This window comes from Pseudomonas sp. S5D5 (genome assembly GCF_003013355.1).
Lineage (GTDB): Bacteria > Pseudomonadota > Gammaproteobacteria > Pseudomonadales > Pseudomonadaceae > Aquipseudomonas > Aquipseudomonas aylmerensis.
Map to the genome: position 1 here is coordinate 4,171,368 of NZ_PTEO01000001.1, position 24,284 is coordinate 4,195,651.

The window sequence follows — 24,284 nt, forward strand, 5'->3', positions numbered from 1 at the left end:
TCACGACACCACCTCCGCAACCACCACACCGTCCAGCCACCAACGTGCCAGCCCGTGAACATTCGGGGCCTTGAGCAACGTGAAGTGATTGCCGCCGCCGTACCACACCTGCAGCCCGTTGCCCTGGCGTCGCCACCCTTCAATCATCAGGCCCTGCTCACGCTGATTACCCGCTGCATCCAGCGCCGGGTCCTGGGCCAACACCAACCGCACCACCCCCTCGAACCGCCGCGCCGGCCGATACACCGTGCGCAACGCCGCCGCATAGGTACGCGCCGGGCCGTCCATCGCGTCCACACTGGCCCGTGCCGGCAGCAAGCCAACGCCGACCATGCCCGCGTGCAGCCATTGCCGTTGCGCGATGTCATCGCGCACGGCGAAGTCCAGGGGGTCAATGCCCAACGACTTGCCGGCCGACAACTGCATCGCTTCGATCAGGCGCAGCAGTGCCGCCGTGGTGGTATACGGCTTGCCCGCGCCGCCTGGCGCCTCGCTGTCGATCACCGTCAACGACGCCACTTCACGTCCGGCCGCCTGTAACTGCAGCGCCAGCTCCAGCGCCACCCAGCCACCGAAGGAATGCCCGGCCAGGTGCACCGGCCCGTGCGGGTACTCCTGCTCCAGCGCCGCCAGGTAACAGGCCGCCGCCGCTTCGACCTGGCTGTGCGGCACTGCCTCACCGTCGAGGCCACGTGGTTGCAGGCCGAACAGCGGCCAATCGCGCCCGAGCGCATCGCTCAACCCCACGAAGCCGGTGACGCTGTCCCCCGCCCCCGGCACACAGAACAGCGGCGCATGCCCTTCCCGCCCGCTCTGGATGCGCAGCAGCGGCTGGTGCGGCGCCTGCTTCTGTGGCGAACACGTCGCCAGGGCGGCGCTGATCGCCGCGCCCAACGTGCGGATATGCGGGGCCTGCATCATGCTCTGGTGATCGCCAGGCACCTCGATGCGGCGCAGTTGGCCCGGCGCCAGCGCGTCCTCCCAACCCAGCGATTCACTGCGCCGCGACAACTCGGTCGGGCGCTCCAGCGCGCTGAACAGATGCACCGGAATCGGCAGCGGGAACAGGCTGTAATGCGCCAGCGCATGCCCATGCCCGACTTCGCGCTCGATGAAGCTCAAGAGGTCCGCGTCCGTCGCCGCCGCCATTTGCGCGTACAGCAGACCTTGATCGCGACAGCGTTGCAGCAGGCCTGCAAAGTCCAGCTGTCCAATGCCCGCCGCCAACTGTTCAAGACTCGCCAACTCATGTGCACCTCCCTGTGCGTTCCAATAGGCCGTGCACTGCAACAACAGGTGCCGCTTGAGCGCGTCCGGCCCGCTCCAGCGTGCCTTGCCCTGGTCGGTCATGCGCGGCACATAGCTGTCGATCAAGCCGAGAAACGCCACGGGCTCATCCAGCCCCAGCAATTGCATGGCGACCTCATAAGCCAGTACACCGCCAAACGACCAGCCCGCCAGCCGATACGGCCCGTGGGGCTGGCGCTCGCGAATCAGCCCGACCATGCGCGCCGCCAGGCCTTCCATGCTGTGCAGATGCGCTTCACCGAAGGGCACGCCGGGCAGGCCGAAAATCGGATAATCACCGGGCAGGTGCTGGCCCAGCGCCGGGAAATAGACGTCCATGCCACTGAACTCATGGATCAGGAACAATGGTGGTTGCGTACCGCTGCTGCGCACCGTGATCACGCCGATGTCGCGTATGGGTGCCTGGGTGCGTGCGCGCAACAGCGCGGCGACGCACGCCACGCTGGCATGCTGGAACAGCTCGGCGAGGGACACCGGCAGACCCGCTTCCTCCAGCAGGTTTACCAGTCGAATCGCCAGCAGCGAGTGTCCGCCCAATTCGAAGAAGCTGTCATGCCGGCCCACCTGTTCCAGTTTCAACACCTCGGCCCACAGCCGCGCCAGGGTGTGCTCCAGGGCATCGCTGGGGGCTTCGAAGTCGCGGCGGCTCAAGGCGTCCCACTCAGGTGCCGGCAGCGCCTTGCGGTCGACCTTGCCGTTGGCAGTCAACGGCAAGTGCGCGAGCGCCACATAGGCCGAAGGCAGCATGTATTCCGGCAATTGCGCCTGCAGGTGTGCACGCAGGGCGTCGATGGCGGCGGCACCGGTAAAGTACGCCACCAGGCGCTTGTCCCCCGGCGCGTCTTCGCGCGTCAGCACCACCACCTCCTGGACATCGGCAAAGGTTGCCAGGCGCGCTTCAATCTCGCCCAGCTCGATGCGGAAACCGCGGATTTTCACCTGGTCGTCATTGCGCCCGATGCACTCCAGCAACCCGCCCGCCGTCCAGCGACCGAGGTCGCCGGTGCGGTACATCAGGGCGCCTGGGACAAAGGGGTCCTGGACAAATTTTTCCGCGCTCAGCTCAGGGCGATTCAAGTACCCCTTGGCCACGCCATCGCCGCCGATGCAGATTTCACCGCTGATCCCCAGCGGCACCGGCTGCAATTGCGCATCCAGCACATAGATCCGGGTGTTGGCGATCGGCCGTCCCACCGGCACGCTGTCGGCGTCATCGGCCAGCGCGCGCACTTCATAAGTGCTGGCATAGGTGGTGGTTTCCGTCGGCCCGTAACAGTGCACCAGGCGCAGCGCGGGGGCCGCGGCCAGCAGGCGGCGAAACGCGGCCGGGTCGGCCCGCTCGCCGCCGCACAACAGAATGCGCAGGCCCGCCAACGCCTGGGGAATCATCTGCACGTATTGGTTGAACAGCGCCGTGGTCACGAACAGCACCGTCACCTCCTGCAGGGCCGCGCCGAACGCGCTCGGGTCAAGCACGGTGGCATGGTCGATGACCTGCACCTGGCCGCCGTTGAGCAATGCGCCCCAGACGTCCATGGTGCTGGCGTCGAACGCCGGGTTCGAGGCGAAGGCCACGCGGTCGCCGGCATTGAAATCGGCATAGCCGTTGTTGAGCACCAGCCGTGTGATGCCACGATGGGGCACCAATACGCCCTTGGGCGTGCCCGTGGAGCCGGAGGTGTACATGATGTACGCCACGCTGTCCGAGGATTGCGACACGTCCGGGTTATGGCTCGGTTGCGGGTCGAGCACCAGGGTGTCGAGGTCCAGGCGCCGGACCGGGTACCCGACCACCGCATCGCTGTGGGTCAGCAGCCAGCTCGCGCCGCTGTCCTGCACCATGAAGCCCTGGCGTTCGGCCGGCGCGTGGATATCCAGCGGCACATAGGCGCCCGCGCACTTGAGCACTGCAAGCTGGCTGACGAGTAAATCCAGGCAGCGCGGAAGCAGGATCGCCACGCTGTGCCCAGGCCGCACGCCAAGCTCGATAAGGTGATGGGCGAGGCGGTTGGCGCGGCTGTTCAGTTCGCCGTAGCTCAGGCTGAGTTCGCCCTGCAGCGCCGCCACGGCGCCAGGCCGTGCCTGCGCCTGGGCTTCGAACAAGCGCTGCACCGTGTGCTCACGCGGGAATGCCCGGGCAGTGGCATTCAACGCCAACAGCTGCTGGCGCTCGGCAGCGGGCAGGATCGGCAAGCGGCCGATGGCAATCTCCGCCGACCCTTCCAGCGCCTGCACCACCTGCTCCACGGCGATCTGCAGGTAGTCGCACAACCGCCGCGCGCCCGGCCCCACGGCCTTCAGACCGAAGCCGTCGCCGAGGTCGTCCACACTCATCGACAAGCCATAGTTGCTGGATTCCTCGGCCTTGAGCAGTTGAATGCCCTGCCACGCCTCGGCCACACTCGCGCCGCGCGGCGCGCTATGGCGATAGTTGAACAACACGCTGAACAAGGGCGTGCTCGCCGGTACCGCGCTGCACCGCTGGGCCAGCGCCAGCGGCGCATGTTCGTGGCTGAGCAGTTGGGTGAGGCGCACATGCGTGGCCTGCACGGCAGTGCGTACCGACTGTTCACCGAGGTCGACCCGCAGCGGCAAGGTGTTGATAAACACCCCCATGGCGCGCTCGGCACCCTCGCCGCCTTGCAGGCGGCCCAGCAGCACGGTGCCGAAGACCACCGACTCACGCCCACTGACCTTGCCGAGTACATGGGCCCACGCCAGGTGCATCAGGCTCGCAGTGCTGACCCCTGCCTGGCGCGCCTGGGTACGCAGGCGTTGACCCAACGCAGCGTCAAGCGTCATCCGCGCCTGTGCAGCGGGGCCCAGGTCCTGCACCACCGTTGGCTCATCGATGTCCCCCAGCATCGCGCGGAAAAAATCCTCGTGGGTCTCGGCGCCCACGCGGGTCTGCGCCACGTAGTTGCGATACGGCACCGCCGCACCTAGCTGATCCTGGGCACCCAACAGGAAGGCCTGAAGTTCATGCTGCAGGATCTCCAGCGCCAGGTGGTCCATTACCAGGTGGTGGAACAGCAAGGTCGCGACCAGCCGCTGCGGCGTCTCGGTATACACCAGGCGCATCAGCGGCGCCTGCCCGAGGTCGAGGCGCGACGGCACCGGCCCGGTTTCGACGCGCAGGCTCGCCTCACGCCACACCACTTGCAACGGTTCCTCCAGGCCTTGCCAATGGAAGGAAGAGCGCAAAATGTCGTGCCGCTGGATCACCGCCTCCAAGGCCTGGGCAAACGCGTCGAAGCGCTGGCGACTGTCGAAGGCAAATTGCGCCTGCAGCAGATAGGCATCGGCGGCCTGCTCGGCGCGATGGTGATAGAGCATGCCGGCCTGCAACGGCGCCAGAGGGTAGAGGTCCTGCACATTCGCCACGCCACCGGGGATGCCGGCGAAGATACGCGCGATGGCTGGCGAGTCCAGCGGGATCGGCGGCAACTGCGCGGCTTGCGCGCTACCGCCCAGTGCTGCGGCGAAGGCACACAAGGTGGGTTGGCCGAACAGCACTTTCACCGGCGCCGCCAACCCCAGGTGGCGCAAACGGCCCATCAGGCTGACCGCCAGCAGCGAGTGCCCGCCCAGTTCGAAGAAGTGATCATGGCGCCCCACGCGCTCTACACCGAGCAGCTCGGCCCACAGCGCGGCGATGATCATTTCGCGCTCGCCCTGAGGCGCTTCGTACGCGCGCACCGCCACCGCATCCGCCCCCGGCGCCGGCAGTGCCTTGCGGTCGAGCTTGCCGTTGGGGCTCAACGGCAGCGCCTCCAGATGCACGAACACCGCCGGCACCATGAACGCCGGCAGGTGTCGCAGCAGTTGCGCACGCAGTGTGTCGATCGGCGTGCGCACGCCGGTGTAGTACGCCACCAGGCGTTCATCGCGGGCGACCACGGCGGCCTCGCTGACCGCAGCACATTCGGTCAGCCGCGCCTGGATTTCCCCCAGTTCGATACGCAGGCCCCGGATCTTCACCTGGTCGTCGTTGCGTCCCAGGTATTCGAGGGTGCCGTCCGGCCAATAACGGCCGACGTCGCCGGTGCGGTACATGCGCCCCTCGGTAAACGGGTCTTGCAGGAAGCGCTCGGCGGTCAGCTGCGGACGGTTCAAATAACCGCGGGCCACTTGCACGCCGCCAATAAACAGCTCGCCGACCACGCCCAGGGGCACCGGTTGCAACTGCGCGTCGAGCACGTACAGGCGCGTGTTGGCAATCGGCTTGCCGATCGGCGTGTTGTCCGGCGTCACGGCTCCCGCGCAGTTCCAGGCCGTCACGTCGACGGCGGCTTCGGTAGGGCCATACAGGTTATGCAACTCGCTGCCGGGCAGCTGATGCTTGAAGCGCCGCACCAGGCTGCCTGGCAAGGCTTCGCCGCTGCACATTACCCGCACCACGCCGGCGGCCTGGCTCACGTCGCCATGGGCGAGGAAGACGTCGAGCATCGACGGCACGAAATGCAGCGTGGTGATCTGCTCAGCCGCGATCACGGCGCACAAATAGGCCGGATCCTTATGCCCTTCAGGTCGCGCCATCACCAGGCGCGCGCCGGTGGACAGCGGCCAGAAGAACTCCCACACCGACACGTCGAAGCTGAACGGGGTTTTCTGCAGCACCGCGTCGTCGGCCGTCAGCGCATAGGCGTCCTGCATCCACAACAGGCGGTTGACCACCCCGGCATGCTCATTGATCACGCCTTTGGGCTGGCCGGTGGAGCCGGAGGTGTAGATCACGTAGGCGCTGACGGCCGCAACCGTCGGGTTGTCGAGCGGCTGGTGCTGCCAGCACGGCTGGTCGAGGTCGACCACCGCCACGTCCCCCAGCAGCCCACGCGTTGCCGCCTGGGCCAGCACGGCGACCGGCGCGCTGTCCGCGAGCATGTAGGCAAGGCGCTCCAGCGGATACGCCGGGTCCAGCGGCACATAAGCGGCGCCGGCCTTGAGAATCGCGTACAGGCCGATGACCATGTCCAGGCCGCGCTCCACGCAGATCGCCACCCGCGAGCCGGGCTGTACACCCAGCGCCAGCAAGTGGTGCGCCAACTGATTGGCCCGCGCATTCAGTTCGGCATAGGTCAGTTGCAGCTCGCCGGCCTTGAGCGCAATCGCGTGCGGAGTGCGCGCCACCTGCGCTTCGAACATCCCATGCAGGGTCTGTTCGAGGTCGTAGTCGACCGCTGTGGCATTGAAGTCGAACAGCAACTGCTGGCGCTCGCGCTCGTCCACCAGCGGCACCTGCTCCAGGACCGCCTGGTCGTTGTCGACCATGGCCCGCAGCAGGCGGGTGAAGTAGCCGACATAACGGCGCACCGTCGACTCATCGAACAGCGCCACGGCGTATTCCAGCGCGCCGATAATCGTGCCCTGCACTTCGCCCAGGTCCAGCGACAGGTCGAACTTGGCAAAGTGGCTGTGTTCGACAATGCGCTCCAGGGCCAGGTCGCCGAGGGCCAGGGTCGGCGCACTGCTGTCCTGCCAGGTCAGCAGGGTCTGGAACAGCGGGCTGTGGGCCAGGCTGCGCAGCGGCCGGGTGATTTCCACCACTTGTTCGAACGGCAGGTCCTGGTGGTCCTGGGCCGCCAGTGTCAGGCCCTTGACCCGTGCCAGTAACGCCTCGGTGCTCAACGCGCCCGAGGTGTCGATACGCACCGCCAGGGTGTTGACGAACAGGCCGATCAAGCCTTCCACCTCACTGCGCGTGCGATTGGCCACCGGCGAGCCGATCACCACGTCGTGCTGCCCGGACAGCCGCGAGAGCAAGGCAGCCCAAGCGCTCATCAAGGTCATGTACAACGTGCTGCCGTGGCGTTGGCTCAAGGCCTTGAGACCAGCGGTGAGGCGTTCATCCAGGCGTACCTCGACGCTGCTGCCGGCGTAGTCCTGCAGTGCCGGGCGCGGGCGGTCGGTGGGCAGCGTGAGCAAGGCCGGCGCACCGTCCAGGGCCTGCTGCCAATAGCGGCTCTGGCGCTGCAGCACTTCGCCGCTGAGCCACAGGCGCTGCCACACGGCGAAGTCACCATACTGGATCGCCAGCGCCGGCAACGGGTCTGGCAGGCTGTGGCTGAACGCCTGGTACAACGCCGTCAGCTCACGGGTCAGCACGCCCATGGACCAGCCATCCGAGACGATATGGTGCAGGGTCAACAGCAGCACGTGGTGATCGTCGGCCATCACCACCAGGCGCCCGCGCAGCAGCGGGCCGCGCTCCAGGTCAAAGGGGGCCGAAGCCTCGCCCTGGATCAATGCATCCAGCGCCTGCTGGGGTTGCGGGTGGCGGCGCAGGTCCTGCACTTGCAGGGGCAGCACGTCTTCGGCCGGCACACTGAGCACCTGGGCCACGTCACCGTGCTGGGCAAAACGGCTGCGCAGGGTGGCATGCCGCGCGACAATCCGCGCCAGCGCGCGTTGCAACGCCTCGACGTGCAGCTGGCCGCGCAGGCGCAGGCCGATGGGAATGTTGTAGGCGGTGTTGGCGCCTTCCATCAACGCCAGGAACCATAGGCGCTGCTGGGCAAAAGACAGCGGCACCGGCTCATCGCGGTTGGCCGGCAGGATCTGCGGCAAGGTACTGCGGCCGGCCTGGGCCAACCCCTCGGCGACCGCGGCCAGTTCGGCATTGGCGAACACGTCGCTGAGCAGCAACTCCACGCCCAGGCGCTGGCGTACCTGGGAGACCATGCGCATCGCCAGCAACGAGTGCCCGCCCAGCTCGAAGAAGTGATCGCGGCGCCCCACGCGCTCGACCTGCAGCACTTCGGCCCAGATCTGCGCCAGCACACTTTCGATCTCGCCCTCGGGGGCTTCGTATTCACGGGTAAACACCGCGGCCATGTCCGGGGCCGGCAAGGCCTTGCGGTCGAGCTTGCCGTTGGCGGTGAGGGGCAGCGCGTCCAGCTTCACGTAGGCGACCGGGACCATGTAGTCCGGCAGGTGCGTCACCAGGTGGGCGCGGAGGTCGGCCACGGTCAGTGGGTCGAGCTGCGGGTTTTCCGTGTAGTAGGCGACCAGGCGCTCGTCACGCACCAGCACCACCGCTTCCAGGAGACTCGGCAGGTGGTTGAGCTGGGCTTCGATCTCGCCCAATTCGATCCGCACGCCACGGATTTTCACCTGGTCATCGTTGCGCCCCAGGTACTCGAGGGTGCCGTCCGGCAGCCAGCGCGCCATGTCGCCGGTACGGTACATGCGCCCCGCGTTGAACGGGTCGTGCAGGAAACGTTCGGCCGTCAGCTGCGGGCGGTTCAGGTAGCCGCGCGCCACGCCCTTGCCACCCACATACAGCTCGCCCGCCACGCCCAGCGGCACCGGCCGCTGCTGCGCATCCAGCAGGTACACGCGGGCATTGGCGATGGGCTTGCCGATGTGCAGCGGCTGGCCGGCCTCGACCTTGCCCGAGGTGGCGACCACCGTGGCTTCGGTCGGGCCGTAGTTATTGATCAGTTCAAAACGTTGCGCACGCGCGAACTGGCGCAGGCGGTCGCCGCCGATCAGCAGGGTGCGCAAGGTCGGGTGTTCGATCTGCTGGCTGAACGCGTACTCGGCCACCGGGGTCGGCAGGAAGCACACGTCCAGCGGCTGCGCGCACCACCAGGCCAGCAGCGCGTCAATATCCTCGGTGCCGTCCGTGGCCGGCGGCAGGTGCAGGGTCGCCCCCACGCACAGGGCCGGCCAGACCTCCCAGGCCATCGCATCAAAGCCAAACCCGGCGATGCTGGCGGTGTGGCGCCCGGCGCACAGGTCAAACGTGCGGCAGTGCCAGTCCACCAGGTTGGCCACGGTGTGGTGTTCCACCATCACGCCCTTGGGCTGGCCGGTGGAACCGGAGGTGTAGATCACATAGGCGAGGTTCGACGCGGTCATCGCGACCTCTGGGTTGCTCGCCGTGTGGTGCTGCCAGGTGTAGCGGTCAAGGTTGATCACCGGCACGTCGAGCGCCGGCAGGCGGGCAAGCAACGCATGCTGGGCCAATACCGCGACCGGCGCGCTGTCACTGAGCAGGTACTCAAGGCGCTCGGCCGGGTGGGACGGGTCCACGGGCACATAGCAGGCGCCAGCCTTGAGGATCGCCAGCAACCCGGCCAGGGTGTCCAGGCCCCGGCGCGCGACAACCGCCACGCGGTCATCGGGCTTGACCCCCAGGGCCAGCAGGTGATGCGCCAGCAGATTGGCCTGCTGGTTCAGCTCGGCATAGGTCATCTGCCGCCCCTGGTGCACGGCGGCGATGGCGTCGGGCGCCAGCTCGGCCTGGGCTTCGATGCGGGCATGCAGCGTGGTGCCCTGGGGAAAATCCACCTGGGTGGCGTTGAACTGCTGCAACAAGCGCTGCTGCTCGGCGAGCGGCAGCACCGAAACGCGGTTGAGCGCGGTGTCCGGCGCCTGCTCCAGCGCGTCCAGCAGGTTTTCCAACGCGGTCTGCAGGTAGGCACAGACGCGGTGCGGGTCCACCAAGGTGCTGGCGAGCAGGCTCAGGCCAAAGCCTTCACCCAGGTCATCGACACTCAGGGTCAGCGGGTAGTTGGTGCGTTCCTCGGCACTCAGCGCGGCGATACCGTGCCAGGCCGAGACCGCCTCGGCGCTGGCGGCCGGGGCGCTGTGGCGATAATTGAGCAACGCACTGAACAACGGCGTCGGCGCCACCACGCCACTGCAGCGCTGGGCCAGGGCCAGCGGCGCGTGCTCATGGCGCAGCAACGTGGTGAGCCGTGCGTGGGTGGCCTTGACCCCGGCGCGCACGCCCTCGTTGCCCACGTCCACGCGAAACGGCAGCGTGTTGATGAAGATCCCCAGCGCCCGGTCCGTGTCATGGCTGCCCTGCAGGCGGCCCATCAACACGGTGCCGAACACCACCTGCTCCTTGCCGGACAACACCCCCAGCACCTGCGCCCAGCCCATATGGAACAGGCTGGCGGCGCTCACCCCGAGTTGCCGCGCCTGCACCCGCAGCCGTTGCGACAACGCCGGCGCCAGTGCCAGGTGAACCTCGGCAATGCCGCGTGCATCGCCTTGTACATCGTGCAGGCCAAACGGCAAGGTCGGTTCGCTGATGTCGCCGAGCATCTGGCGGAAAAAGCTTTCGTGCTCCTCTTCGCGGGTCCCCAGCCGCGCCTGGGCCACATAGTTGCGAAACGGCACCGCCTGGCCGAGCGCCGCGCCCTGCCCCAGCAGGCACGCCTGCATTTCATGGCACACCACTTCCAGGGCACTGTGGTCGAGGGCCATGTGGTGGAACAACAAGCTGGCGACGATGCGCTGGTTGGCCGGGTCATCCGCGCGCACCAGGCGCAGCAGCGGCGCCTGTGTCACGTCGAGACGATAGTGGCGGGCATCGAACAGCGCATGCAATTGCGCGGCGATATCGCCCTCGGCCGCCGGCAATTGGAGGGCCTGCACCGGCAGGTGCGCGGTGCGCCACACCACTTGCGAGGGCTCTTGCAGGCCGTCCCACACCACGCCGGTGCGCAGGATATCGTGGCGATCCATCACCGCCTGCAGCGCCTGGGCAAAGGCGTCGAAGCGCGCCAGGCTGTCGAACGCGAATTGCGCCTGCATCACGTACGGATCGCCGTGCTCGGCGCTGACGTGGTGAAACAGGATGCCTTCCTGCAACGGTGCCAGCGGGTAGATATCCTGGATATTCGCCACGCCGCCGTCGACGCTGGCGACGACTCGGTCGATCTCTTCCTGGCTCAGGGTCGACAGGCTCAGCATGTCCGGTGTGATGCGCTCGGCGCCGGCCGGAATGCCATTGGCCGGTACCTCGACGGCGCCCGCCTGGGGCGCCGTGTATTCACCGGCCTGGATCAGCGCGATCAACGCCGGTTTGTGTTCACGCAGCGCGGCGATGATCGCCGGGTCACTCAAGGCTTGCCTGTTGCCCTGCACCGACAACTGATCGCCCTTGAGCGCCAGTTGGATGTCCTTGGTTTTCAGCGTCGCCAGCAGTTGGTTGATGCTCACAGGACGATCTCCATTCGTTCGGTCATTGCGGCGTAGCCGGCCAGTGTCGGCTGTTCGAACAGCGCGCGCACATCGGCTTCCATGCCTTCCTGGCGCAGGCGCCCGATCAAGCTCACGGCGAGCAACGAGTGCCCGCCCAATTCAAAGAAATTGTCCTGGCGACCGACCCGCTCGACCTTGAGCAGTTCGGCCCACAGCCGCGCCAGGAGTTTCTCGGTGTCACCTTCTGGCGCCTCGTACTCACGCACCACCAACGCGTCCAGGCCCGGGGTTGGCAGGGCCTTGCGGTCAAGCTTGCCGTTGGGACTCAACGGCAGTGCGTCGAGGTGCACAAACAGCGCGGGCACCATGAAGTCCGGCAAGTGCCGCAACAGCTGTTCACGCAAGCTGTCGACGGGCGTCTGCGTGCCGGTGTAATAGGCCACCAGGCGTTCTTCGCGGGCCACCACCACGGCGTCCTTGACCGCTGCGTGCTCGGTCAGGCGCGCCTGGATTTCCCCCAGCTCGATGCGCAGGCCACGGATTTTCACCTGGTCGTCGTTGCGGCCCAGGTATTCGATGTTGCCGTCGGCCAGGTAACGCCCCACATCCCCGGTGCGGTACAGGCGCCCGTCGCTGAACGGGTCCTTGATAAAGCGCTCGGCGGTCAGCTGCGGACGGTTCAGGTAACCGCGCGCCACCTGCACGCCGCCGATGAACAGTTCGCCGACCACGCCCAGCGGCACCGGCTGCAATTGCTCATCCAGCAGGTACAGGCGCGTGTTGGCAATCGGCTTGCCGATCGGCGTGTTGTCGGGCACCTCGGGGCGCGCGCAGTTCCATGCGCTCACGTCCACCGCGGCTTCGGTCGGACCGTACAGGTTGTACAGGCCGAGGCCCGGCAATTGCTGTTTGAAGCGCCGCACCAGGCTGCCCGGCAAGGCTTCGCCGCTGCACATCACGCGCCGCAAGCCGGCGGCCTGGCTGACGTCGCCATGCGCGAGGAACACGTCAAGCATCGACGGCACGAAATGCACGGTGGTGATCCGCTCGGACTCGATCGCCTCGCACAGGTACGCCGGGTCCTTGTGCCCGCCCGGACGCGCCATCACCAGGCGGGCGCCGGTGAACAGCGGCCAGAAGAACTCCCACACCGACACGTCGAAGCTGAACGGGGTTTTCTGCAACACCGCATCCTCGGCCTTGAGACCGTAGGCGTCCTGCATCCACAACAGGCGGTTGACCACCCCGGCGTGTTCGTTGATCACGCCCTTGGGCTGGCCGGTGGAGCCGGAGGTGTAGATCACGTAGGCCTGATGGCGCGCATTGAGGTCGGCGACGTGGGGATTGGTCGCGGGCTGGTGCTGCCAGGTGCAATGGTCGAGATCGATCACCGGCGCGTCCCCCAGCAGCGCCAGGGTCGCGCCCTCGGCCAGCACCACCACCGGCGCGCTGTCTTGCAGCATGTAGGCGATGCGTTCCTGCGGGTAGGCCGGGTCCAGCGGCACATAACCGCCACCGGCCTTGAGGATCGCAAACAGGCCGACGACCATCTCCAGGCCACGCTCCACACAGATGCCGACCCGCGCGTCTGGTTGGACGCCGCGTTCACGCAGGTGATGGGCCAGGCGATTGGCGCGCTCGTTGAGTGCCTGATAGGTCAAGTGTTGCTCGCCAGCGGTGACCGCCACAGCCTGCGGTGTGCGCACCACCTGAGCTTCGAACAGACTGTGCAGGGTTTGGTCGAGGTTGTACGGCACCTCGGTTGAGTTGAACTCGACCAGCAGCTTTTTACGCTCCTCGGCGTCCAGCACCGGCAGGCGGTCAAGCGCCCGCTGCGGCGCCTGCTCCAACGCGTCGACCAGGCCGGACAAGGCCACTTGCAGATAGCCGCATACCCGCTGCGCGTCGGTGCGCGCCAGGGCGGTGATGGCATAGCCATCGCCCAGGTCATCCACGTTCAAGGTCAGCGGGTAGTTGGTGCGCCCGTCGTTGACCAGGGTCTGCATGCCTTCCCAGGCCTGCTGCGCCTCCTGCGAGCGCGTGGCCGCGCCGCGATGACGGTAGTTGAGCATCGAGCTGAACAGCGGCGCCGGCGCGGCCACCCCACTGCAGCGCTGGGCCAGCGCCAGGGACGCGTGCTCATGCCCGAGCAAGGCGCTGAGGCGCTCATGGGTGGTACGCACGGCAGCGCGGGCGCCCTGCGCGTCGATATCCAGGCGCAGCGGCAAGGTATTGATAAACACACCCAGCGCGCGGTCGGCACCCTCGCCGCCCTGCAGGCGGCCGACCAACACGGTGCCGAAGACTACGCTGCGCCGACCCGAGGTGGCCGCCAGCACCTGCCCCCAGGCCAGGTGGAACAGGCTCGCGGTGCTCACGCCCAGCAGCCGGGCCTGGGCGCGCAGGCGGCGGTTGACGTCGCTGTCCAGGCGCAAGCTGTGTTCCTCGATGGCGCTGCCGTCGCCGCGCACATCCTGCCAGCCGAAAGGCAAGGTCGGCGCGTCGACATCAGCGAGCATGCCGCGAAAGAACGCCTCGTGTTCCTGCTCGCTCACCCCCAGGCGGGCCTGGGCCACGTAGTTGCGGTACGGCATCGGTGCCGTCGTTGGCGCGGGGTGACCCAGCAGGTGGCCCTGCATTTCGCGCAGCACCACGTCGAAGGCGGTGTGGTCGAGGACGATATGGTGATAGAGCAACACCACGACCACACGTTGGTTGGCCGGGTCCTGTGCATACATCAGGCGGATCAGCGGGGCCTGGCTGATATCCAGGCGATAGCGCCGCGCGTCGAAACGCGCATGCAACTCGGCCAGTACGTCGCCGTGCAGGTGCAGTTCCTGCACGCTCAATTCGGCGCTGCGCTGCACCACTTGCAGCGGCTGTACGAGACCTTCCCAGACCACCCCGGTGCGCAGGATATCGTGACGGTCGATCACCTGTTGCAGTGCCTGGGCGAAGGCCTGCAGGCGCTCGACGCTGTCAAATGCCAGGTGCGATTGCAGCAGGTACGGGTCGCCCTGTTCGGCCGTGATGTAGTGGTAGAGGATGCCCTCCTGCAAGGGCGCCAGTGGGTAGATGTCCTGCACATTGGCGGCACCGCCGGGCACACGGCTCACCACGTGATCCAGCGTGGCTTGGTCCAGGCTCACCAACGTGAGCATGTCCGGGGTGATGCGTTGACAGTCGACGGCAATGCGGTTGGCCGGCACCGGCACTTCACGACCACTGCCGACGGCGGCTGCCAGCGCCGCCAGGGTGGGTTGGCTGAACAGCACCCGTACATCGGCGCTGAGGCCAGCCTGGCGCATGCGTTCGATCAGGCTCACGGCAAGTAGCGAATGCCCGCCCAGTTCGAAGAAGTGATCATGCCGACCGACCTGCCCGACCTGCAGCACTTCGGCCCAGATACGCGCCAGGGTGGTTTCGACCGCGCCTTGGGGCGGCGCATAGTCACGATTTGACAAGGCGTTGTGATCGGGCTCCGGCAAGGCCCTGCGGTCGAGCTTGCCGTTGGCGGTCAGCGGCAATGCCTGAAGTTTCACGTACGCGACCGGCACCAGGGCTGCGGGCAATTGCGCTTGCAGCTGCGCACGCAGTGCGTCGATATCCAGCGGCTGCTGTTCGGTGAACCAGGCGATCAAACGGCCCTCGCGCACCAGCACCACGGCATCACCCACGCCGGGCAGCGCAGCCAGGCAGCTTTCGATTTCGCCCAGCTCGACGCGCACGCCGCGCACTTTGACCTGGTCGTCATTGCGGCCCAGGTAGTCGAGGTTGCCATCCGGCAACCAGCGCACCCGGTCGCCGGTGCGGTACATGCGCCCCTGGTTGAACGGGTCCTGCAGGAAGCGCTCGGCGGTCATCTGCGGGCGGTTCAGGTAGCCCCGCGCAATGCCGCTGCCGCCGACATACAGCTCGCCGGCAACCCCCACCGGTACCGGGCGCAAGTGCGCGTCCAGCACATAGACGCTGGCATTGGCGATCGGCCGGCCGATATGCAGCGCCTGCCCGGCGCGCACGCGGCCGGAGGTGGCGACCACCGTGGCTTCGGTGGGGCCGTAGTTGTTGATCACCGCAAAGCGTCGCTCCTGGCTGAACTGACGCAGGCGATCACCGCCGATCAGCAGGATGCGCAGGGTTGGGTGTTGCAGGTTCTGACTGAAGGCGTACTCAGCCACCGGCGTCGGCAGGAAGCTCACGTCCAACGGCTGCGCCAGCCACCAGGCCAGCAGCGCGTCGAGATTTTCATTGCCCACCTGTGCAGGCGGCAGGTGCAGGGTGGCGCCTACGCACAGTGCCGGCCACAGCTCCCAGGCCAGCGCGTCAAAGCCGAACCCGGCGACACTGCTGGTGTGGCTCCGCGCATCCAGGCCAAAGGCTTCGCAGTGCCAGTGCAGCAGGTTTTCGACGCTGCGGTGTTCGACCATCACGCCCTTGGGCTGGCCGGTGGAGCCCGAGGTGTAGATCACGTAGGCCAGGTGCGCCGGGGTCAAGGCGCTGATGTGCGGATTGCTGGCGGCCTGCTGCTGCCAGCGCGGGTCGTGCAGGTCGATGCTGGCGACCGCGCCCAGCAGCTCGCGGGTGCTCGCCTCGGCCAGCACCGCCACCGGGGCACTGTCCTGCAGCAGGTAGGCGATGCGCTCGGCGGGGTACGCCGGGTCGATGGGTACATAGCCGGCGCCGGCCTTGAGAATACCCAGCAGCCCCACCAGCATCTGCGGGCCACGTCGGCAGCAGAGCGCGACGCGGTCGTCCGGTTGCACACCAACTTGCAGCAGGTGATGGGCCAACTGGTTGGCGCGACGGTTGAGTTGCGCATAGGTCAGCGATTCGTCGCCCTGCACCACGGCAATCGCCTCGGGTTGGCGTTCGGCCTGTACCTCAAAGGCGCCGTGCAGCGTCTGGCCCCGGGGGAAATCGTGGGCGGTGGCATTGAAGTCGCGCAGCAGGGTGTCGCGCTCCGTCACCGACAGAATCGGCAGCCGGTTGAGCGGCGTATCTGGCGCACTTTCCAAGGTCGCGACCAACTGCTCCACCGCGCCGAGCATGTAGCTGCACAGGCGCTCGGCACCGATCTGCGGCAGCGCCAGGACATTCAGGCCAAAGCCGTCACCCAGGTCATCCACGCTCAAGGTCAGCGGGTAGTTGCTGCGTTCTTCACCGCCGAGCAACTGCACGCCTGTCCAGATGCCATGGCCGTCGCGCGCAATTTCGTCCGGCGTGGTGTGACGGTAATTGAGCAAGGCGCTGAACAACGGCGTGGAGGCCGCCACGCCGCTGCAACGCTGGGCCAGCGCCAACGATGCGTGCTCATGACCGAGCAAGGCACTCAAGCGCGCATGCGTGGCCCTGACCGCCACGGCGGCGCTGGCCGCGACATCTACCCGCAGCGGCAAGGTGTTGATAAACATTCCCAGCGCCCGGTCGGCACCTTCGCCGGCCTGCAGGCGGCCCATCAACACGGTGCCGAACACCACGTCGTCACGCCCGGACACCAGCCCCAGCACCTGCGCCCAGGCCAGGTGCATCAGGCTCGCCGCGCTGACGCCCAACTGCCGGGCCTGCCCGCGCAAGCGCCGGGCCAACGCTGCGTCCAGGGCTTGCTCGGCCTCCTCGATCGCACGGCCATCGCCCTGCACATCCTGTATGCCAAAGGGCAAGGTCGGTTCGTCGACATCGCCGAGCATGGCGCGAAAGAAGTGTTCGTGCTCTTGCGCGCTGACACCCAGGCGAGCCTGGGCGACGTAGTTGCGAAACGGTGCGGGCGCCGGCAAGTCCTGCGCCTGGTTGAACAGGAACGCGCGCATTTCCTGGCCGACCACGGCCATGGCGGTGTGGTCCAGCGCCAGGTGGTGAAACAGCAGGATCGCCGCCACCCGCGCGTTGTCCGGGTCCTCGGCGTAGACCATGCGCAGCAACGGCGCCTGGGTGATATCCAGGCGGTAGTGACGGGCATCGAAACGCCCGTGCAACTGCTCGATGATGGCGCCGTCCGCCGGGTCCATCTCGACAGCCTGCACGCTCAGCCGTGCCTCGCGCCACACCACTTGCACCGGGCTGTCCAGGCCTTCCCAGACCACGCCGGTACGCAGGATGTCGTGACGCGCCACCACCTGCTGCAACGCGCCCATAAATGCCTGCAGACGCTCGACGCTGTCGAATGCCAGGCGCGATTGCAGCAGGTACGGGTCGCCCTGCTCGGCGCTGATGTGGTGGTAGAGAATGCCTTCCTGCAACGGCGCCAGCGGGTAGATATCCTGCACATTGGCCGCGCCCCCCGGCACGCTGGCGACGATACGGTCGATGGCGTCCTGGTCGAGTTGCACCAGGCTCAGCATCGACGGGGTGATACGCGTACATCCCAATGGAATGCCGTTGGCCGGCACCCGCACTTCGCGCCCCTCGCCCACCGCTGCCGCCAACGCGGCCAGGCTCGGCTGGCTGAACAGCACGCGCACGTCGGCGCTGAGGCCAACCTGGCGCATGCGCTCGATCAAACTGACTGCCAGCAACGAATGCCCGCCCAGCTCGAAGAAATGATCATGGCGACCCACGCGCTCGAGCTTGAGCACGTCCTGCCAGATCTGCGCCAGCAGGGTTTCCACTGCGCCCTCCGGCGCCTCGTAGCCACGGCTGAGCAGCGCGCTGTGGTCGGGCACCGGCAGGCCTTTGCGATCGAGCTTGCCGTTGGCGGTCAGCGGCAACAGCGCCAGCCAGACATAGGCCGACGGTACCATGTAATCCGGCAACCGGCCTTGCAGATGGGCCCGCAGCGCTTCGATCTCCAGCGCCGCCTCGGCGGTGTAGTAGGCCACCAGGCGCTTGTCACCGGGCGCATCTTCGCGCACCACGACCACGGCGTCGTTCACGCCGGGGAAACTCGCCAGGCAGGTTTCGATTTCGCCGGGTTCGATCCGATAACCACGGATCTTCACTTGCAGGTCATTGCGGCCCTGGTACAACAGGATGCCGTCGGCCCGCCAGCTCGCCAGGTCACCGGTGCGGTACAGCAAGCCCTCGCCGAAGGGATTGGGGATAAATTTTTCGGCGGTCAAGTGCGGCTGGTTCACGTAGCCCGTGGCCAGGCCCGCGCCGCCGATATACAGCTCGCCGACCGCGCCCAGCGGGAGCAAGTGCTGGTGCGCATCCAGCACAAAGGCCTGGGCGTTGGCGATCGGCCGGCCGATGGGAATACTGCCCTCGCCCGGCGCCGTGATCTCATAGGTGGTGGAAAAGGTGGTCGCCTCGGTCGGGCCGTAACCGTTGAGCAGGTGTTGCGGTTTGCCGTGCGCGAGCACGCGGCCAATCACCAGCGGGTCAAGCACATCGCCGCCGACGATCAGGTAACGCAACTGGCGGAACACCGGCATCAGCGCATCGGCATACTGGTGGAACAGCCCGGCGGTCATCCACAACACGCTGACGGCCTGCTCCTGCAAGAGTGCGCCAAACGCAGCCTGGGACAACAGTTCTGCCGGCTCGACCACCACCACGCAACCGCCATTGAGCAGCGGCGCCCAGACTTCCAGGGTGCTGGCGTCGAACGCCGGGTTGGAGGCGAACGCCACGCGGTCCCGGGCGTTGAAGTCGGCATAGCCATTGTTGAGCACCAGGCGCGTGATCGCACGGTGCGGCACTTGCACGCCCTTCGGCGCGCCGGTGGAGCCGGACGTGTAGAGGATGTACGCCACACACTGGGCGGTCTGGAACAGGTCGGGATTGCGCGGCGACTGCGCGTCCAGATTCAGCTCGGCGAGATCGCCAAGCACCCGGTGCGCACCGCTGTCCTGCACAATGAACGCCTGGCGCTCGGCCGGCGCGTTGATGTCCAGCGGCACATAGACTGCCGCGCATTTGAGGATGGCCAGCTGGCAGATCAGCAAGTCGATGCTGCGCGGCAGCGCGATGGCCACGCTTTCCCCCGGCTGTACACCCAGGGTGATCAGGTGGTGGGCCAGGCGATTGGCGCGGCGATTGAGGTCGCGGTAGCTCAGGGACACACTGCCCTGCACCGCCGCCACCGCTTCAGGACGTGCCAGCACCTGGGCTTCGAACAACTGGTGTACGGTCAATTGCGACGGGTAGGCGCGCGTCGTGGCGTTGAATTCCACCAGCAGTTGGTGGCGCTCGGCCGCCGGGATGATCGACACCGCCTGCAACGGCGTGGTCGGCGCCTGTTGCAACGCACTCACCAGGTGGCGCAGCGCGGTCAGCAGGTAGTCGCCCACTCGCTGCACATCCAGGCTGGCTACGCCTTGCACCGTCAGGGCAAAACCGCTGCCGAGGTCATCGACATTGAGCACCAGCGGGTAGTTGCTGCGCTCTTCGGAACTGAGGATCTGGATGCCGCTGGCCGCAAACGGGTTATCCCCCGGCGCTTGGTCCGCAGCGCTGTGACGGTAGTTGAGCAAGGTGCTGAACAACGGCAGTGAGCCCGGCACGCCACTGCAGCGCTGGGCCAGGGACAACGACGCGTGCTCATGCCCGAGCAAGTGTGCGAGCCGTGCATGGGTGGCGCGCACACCGGCCAGCACCCCGGTGTTGCCGAGGCTGACCCGCAGCGGCAAGGTGTTGATGAACATCCCCAGCGCGCGGTCGGCGCCCGCGCCGCCTTGCATGCGGCCCAGCAGTACCGTGCCGAACACCACCTCTTGCTGGCCCGACACCTGCCCCAACACCTGGGCCCAGGCCAGGTGCACCAGGCTTGCGGTGCTCACCCCGAGTTGCCGCGCCTGTTCACGCAGGCCCAGGTTCAAGGCCGGTTCCAACGGCAGGCGTGCCTCGAGAATGCCGCTGCCGTCGCGGTTCACATCCTGTAAGCCGAAGGCCAGGGTCGGTTCGTCAATGTCGCCGAGCATCTCAGTGAAGAACGCTTCGTGTTGCGCCTGGCTGACCCCGAGGCGCGCCTGCGCCACGTAGTTGCGGTACTGCACGGCCTCCGGCAGTTGCGCGCTGCTGCCGGACAGGCTGGCGCTCATCTCTTGCACCAGCACTTGCAGGGCGGTGTGGTCGAGCAGGATGTGGTGCAGCAGCAGGATGCCGACGAGGCGACCCGGTTCTGCGCAGTAGGCGAAGTGCATCAGCGAGGCGCACGTGAGGTCGAGACGGAAGTGCCGTGGGTCGAAGCGCTGTTGCAACTGCGCCAAGGCATCGGCGCCCAGCCCCTCTATGCGCTCGACCGCCAGTGGCGCCTGGCGACACACCACTTGCACCGGCTCGTCGAGGCCTTCCCAGAGGATCGCGGTGCGCAGGATGTCATTGCGCTCGATCACGCTGTGCAGCGCCTGGATAAAGGCATCGACCGCCGCTTGATCGTTGAAGCCGAACTGCACCTGCAACACGTAGGGATCGCCTTCGCGGGTCGCCAGGTGGTGGTACAGAATGCCCGCCTGCAGCGGAGCCAGGCCGTAGATGTCCTGCACATTGCTGATGCCGCCGGGCACGCGCTGGATGATGTGGTCGAGGGCGGCCTGGCTCAGCTCCACCAGCGGCACCATGTCCGGGGTGATGTGCTGCGTGGCCGCCGTGATCAGGTTGGCCGGCACCTGCACCTGCTGCTGCCCGCCGACTGCGGCAGCGAGTGCCGCCAGGGTCGGCTGGCCGAACAGCACGCGGACGTCGGCGCCCAGCTCGACCTGGCGCATGCGCTCAATCAGCTTGACCGCCAGCAGCGAATGGCCGCCCAGTTCGAAAAAGTTATCGTCACGGCCGACGCGCTCGAGCTTGAGCAGGTCCTGCCAGATCGCGGCGATGGCGTTTTCCACCGCGCCCCGGGGCGCCTGGTAGCCCCGCCGCGCCAGGGCTGTGGCATCGGGCACGGGCAAGGCGTTGCGGTCGAGCTTGCCGTTGGCGGTCAGCGTAAAACGGTCCAGCAACACGAAGGCGCTGGGCACCATATGTTCGGCCAGACTCAGCAGCAGGTGGTCGCGCAAATCCGCGATATTCGGTGCGCCGTCGGCGATCACGTAGGCCACCAGGCGCTTGTCACCCGGTTCGTCTTCACGGGCAATCACCACCGCGTCACGCACACCCGGAGCGCTGGCGAGGCGCGCCTGGATCTCGCCGAGTTCGATGCGGAATCCGCGGATTTTCACCTGGTCATCGTTACGCCCCAGGTATTCGACGCTGCCGTCGGCGAGCATTCGGCCGAGGTCACCGGTCTTGTACAAACGCAAGCCGGTGGCCGGATCAACCAGGAAGCGCTCGGCGGTCAGCGCATCGCGGTTCAGGTAACCGCGCGCCACACCGGCGCCGCCTACGTACAACTCACCGACCACACCGAACGGCAGCGGCTCGCGGCGCTCGTCCAACACATACAGCTGCAGGTCGGGAATACGCACACCAATCGGGCTGGCGCCGACCCGGTGCGCATCCGCCGCCTGCAATGCACGGTAGGTGACGTGCACGGTGGTTTCGGTGATGCCATACATGTTCACCAATTGCGTGCCGGCATTGATCGCACGGGCATACCAGGGCTTGAGCATCCCCGGTTCCAGCGCTTCGCCGCCGAAAATCACCTGGCGCAGGGAATGCGCCTGGGGGCTCTGGCCCTGGGCGGCGATCAGTTGACGGAAGGCGCTGGGGGTCTGGTTGAGAATGCTCACCCCCGCTTCGCAGAGCAGCGTGTAGCACTCGTCCGGCGAGCGGCTGACCCGCTGCGGCACGATCAGCAGTTGCCCGCCATGCATCAGCGCGCCCCAGATTTCCCACACCGAGAAGTCGAACGCGAAGGAGTGGAACAGCGCCCACACGTCGGTGGGGTTGAAGCCGAACCAGTGTTCGGTGGCGGTGAACAACCGCGCGACCTGGCGATGCTCGATCATCACGCCCTTGGGCTGGCCCGTGGAGCCGGAGGTGTAGATCACATAGGCCAGGCTCGCTGGGCTCAGCGTGATCCGCGGGTTGACGATGGACTCGCCCCGCAGGCCGTTGAGATCGATCTGCGCCCGGTCACCCACCCGATGACGGGTGTTGGCCTGCACCAGTACGGCCACCGGGTCGCTGTCGGCCAGGGTGTAGGCGATGCGCTCAAGCGGATAAGCCGGATCGATCGGCACATAGCCCGCGCCGGCCTTGAGGATGCCCAGCAGGCCGATAATCATCTCCACACCGCGTTCCACGCAGATCGCCACCCGATCATCCGGGCGCACGCCTTGGGCGAGCAAGCGATGGGCAACCTGGTTGGCACGTTCGTTGAGCTGGCGATAGTTGAGGCGTTGGTTGTCGAAGCGCAAGGCAATGGCTTCGGGCTGGGCGGCGGCGTGGGCTTCGACCTGCTGGTGGATCAGCGCGCTGTCGGCGAAGGTCTGCGGGGTGTGGTTGAGGGTGTGCAACAGGGCATGGCGTTCGGGGTCAGGCAGGATGTTCAGGCCGCTCAGCGGCATCTCCGGTCGTTGCTCCAGGGCCTCGGCCAGACTCGCCAGCGCCGTGTGCAGGTAGCCCGCCACACGCTGCGCGCCGATGGCCGCCGCGACCATCACCGTCAGTGCAAACGCTTCGCCGAGATCGTCCACGTTCACCGTCAGCGGGTAGTTGGTGCGTTCCTCGGCACCAAGGACCTGGATCCCCTCGGCGACGTCAATCACCTCGGCCATATCACCCGCAGCGCTGTGCCGGTAGTTGAGTATCGCGCTGAACAACGGCGTCGGCGCGGCCACGCCGCTGCAACGCTGGGCCAGCGCCAGGGACGCGTGCTCATGCTGGAGCAACGCGGTCAGCCGTGCATGGGTGGCCTTGACGCCGGCCCGCACACCCTGCGCGCCCAGGTCCACGCGCAGTGGCAGGGTGTTGATGAACATGCCCAGCGCCCGTTCACCGCCCTCACCCGCGCCCATGCGGCCGAGCATCACCGTACCGAACACCACTGACTCGCGCCCGGACACCACGCCCAGGACCCGCGCCAACGCCAGGTGCAGCAGGCTCGCCACACTCACGCCCTGCGCCCGCGCCAGGCTGCGCAAGCGCAGGCCCAGAGCGGCGTCGACGGGGATGCGTACCTCGTCGATACCCTGGCCGTCGCCCTGCACATCCTGCAAGCCGAACGGCAGTGTGGGCGCCTCGATATCCGCCAGCATCTCGCGGAAGAACTGCTCATGGGCCTGCTCGCTGACGCCGTGGCGCACCTGGGCGATATAGCTGCGAAACGGCACCGGCGCCGTGGCCTGGTCCTGCTGGCCCGCCAGGTACAACTGGATTTCATCGCGCACCACATCCAGCGCGGTGTGGTCGAGAATGGTGTGGTGAAACAGCAACATGGCAACCACGCGCTGGTGGGTCGGGTCCTCGGCAAATACCAGGCGCAGCAGCGGCGCCTGGCCCAGGTCGAGGCGGAACGTGCGCGCGTCATAGCGGTTCAGCAAACGGTCGAACGCGTCGCCCCCACTGAAATGCGCCTCTTCACAGGCCAGGGTCGCCGTGCGCCACACCACTTGCAAGGGCTCGTCGAGGCGCTCCCAGGCCATCGACGTACGCAGAATATCGTGGCGGTCGATGACCCATTGCAGCGCCTCGGCAAACGCGTGCAGGCGAGGACGGCTGTCGAATACAAACTGCGCGTGCAGCACATACGGATCGCCCTGCTGCGCCGACAGATGGTGATAGAGCATGCCCTCCTGCAACGGCGCCAGCGGGTAGATGTCCTGCACGTTCGCCGCACCACCGGGGATCGCCGCGACGATCCGGTCGATGGCCGCCTGGTCGAGGCTGACCAGCGGCAACATGGCCGGCGTGATCCGATAGGCCGGGCTCAGCCAGTCACCGCCATGCTCGGCCACCAGCGCGAGCAACCGGGGTTTGTGGGCGATCAATTGATCCCACAGCGCGTCATCCAATGCCTCATCGTCACCCAGGACAATCAGGTCGTCTGCTTCCCTTTGCAGACGGATCGCGTGGGTGGAAATCGCTGCCAATAATTCGCTGAACTGCATGGAGGTAACCTGCCTGATAAGTCACGGTGGAGAAGAAAGTCCGTTTTCAGCTGCCGTTTGCAATCGTCTGTGCTGGGCGCCCGGTGAAAGAAACACGGGCACAGCCGG

General features: G+C 67.0%; 2 protein-coding genes. Both read right to left on the reverse strand.

Annotated elements, in window-relative coordinates; genetic code table 11:
* Positions 1 to 11,268, reverse strand: coding sequence for a non-ribosomal peptide synthetase (locus C9990_RS19030; RefSeq protein ID WP_106804286.1), 11,268 nt, complete (start codon positions 11,266 to 11,268; stop codon positions 1 to 3).
* Positions 11,265 to 24,176, reverse strand: coding sequence for a non-ribosomal peptide synthetase (locus C9990_RS19035; protein ID WP_106804287.1), 12,912 nt, complete (start codon positions 24,174 to 24,176; stop codon positions 11,265 to 11,267). Before C9990_RS19035 ends, C9990_RS19030 begins: the two co-directional genes overlap by 4 nt.
* Positions 24,177 to 24,284: the final 108 nt, after the last annotated feature.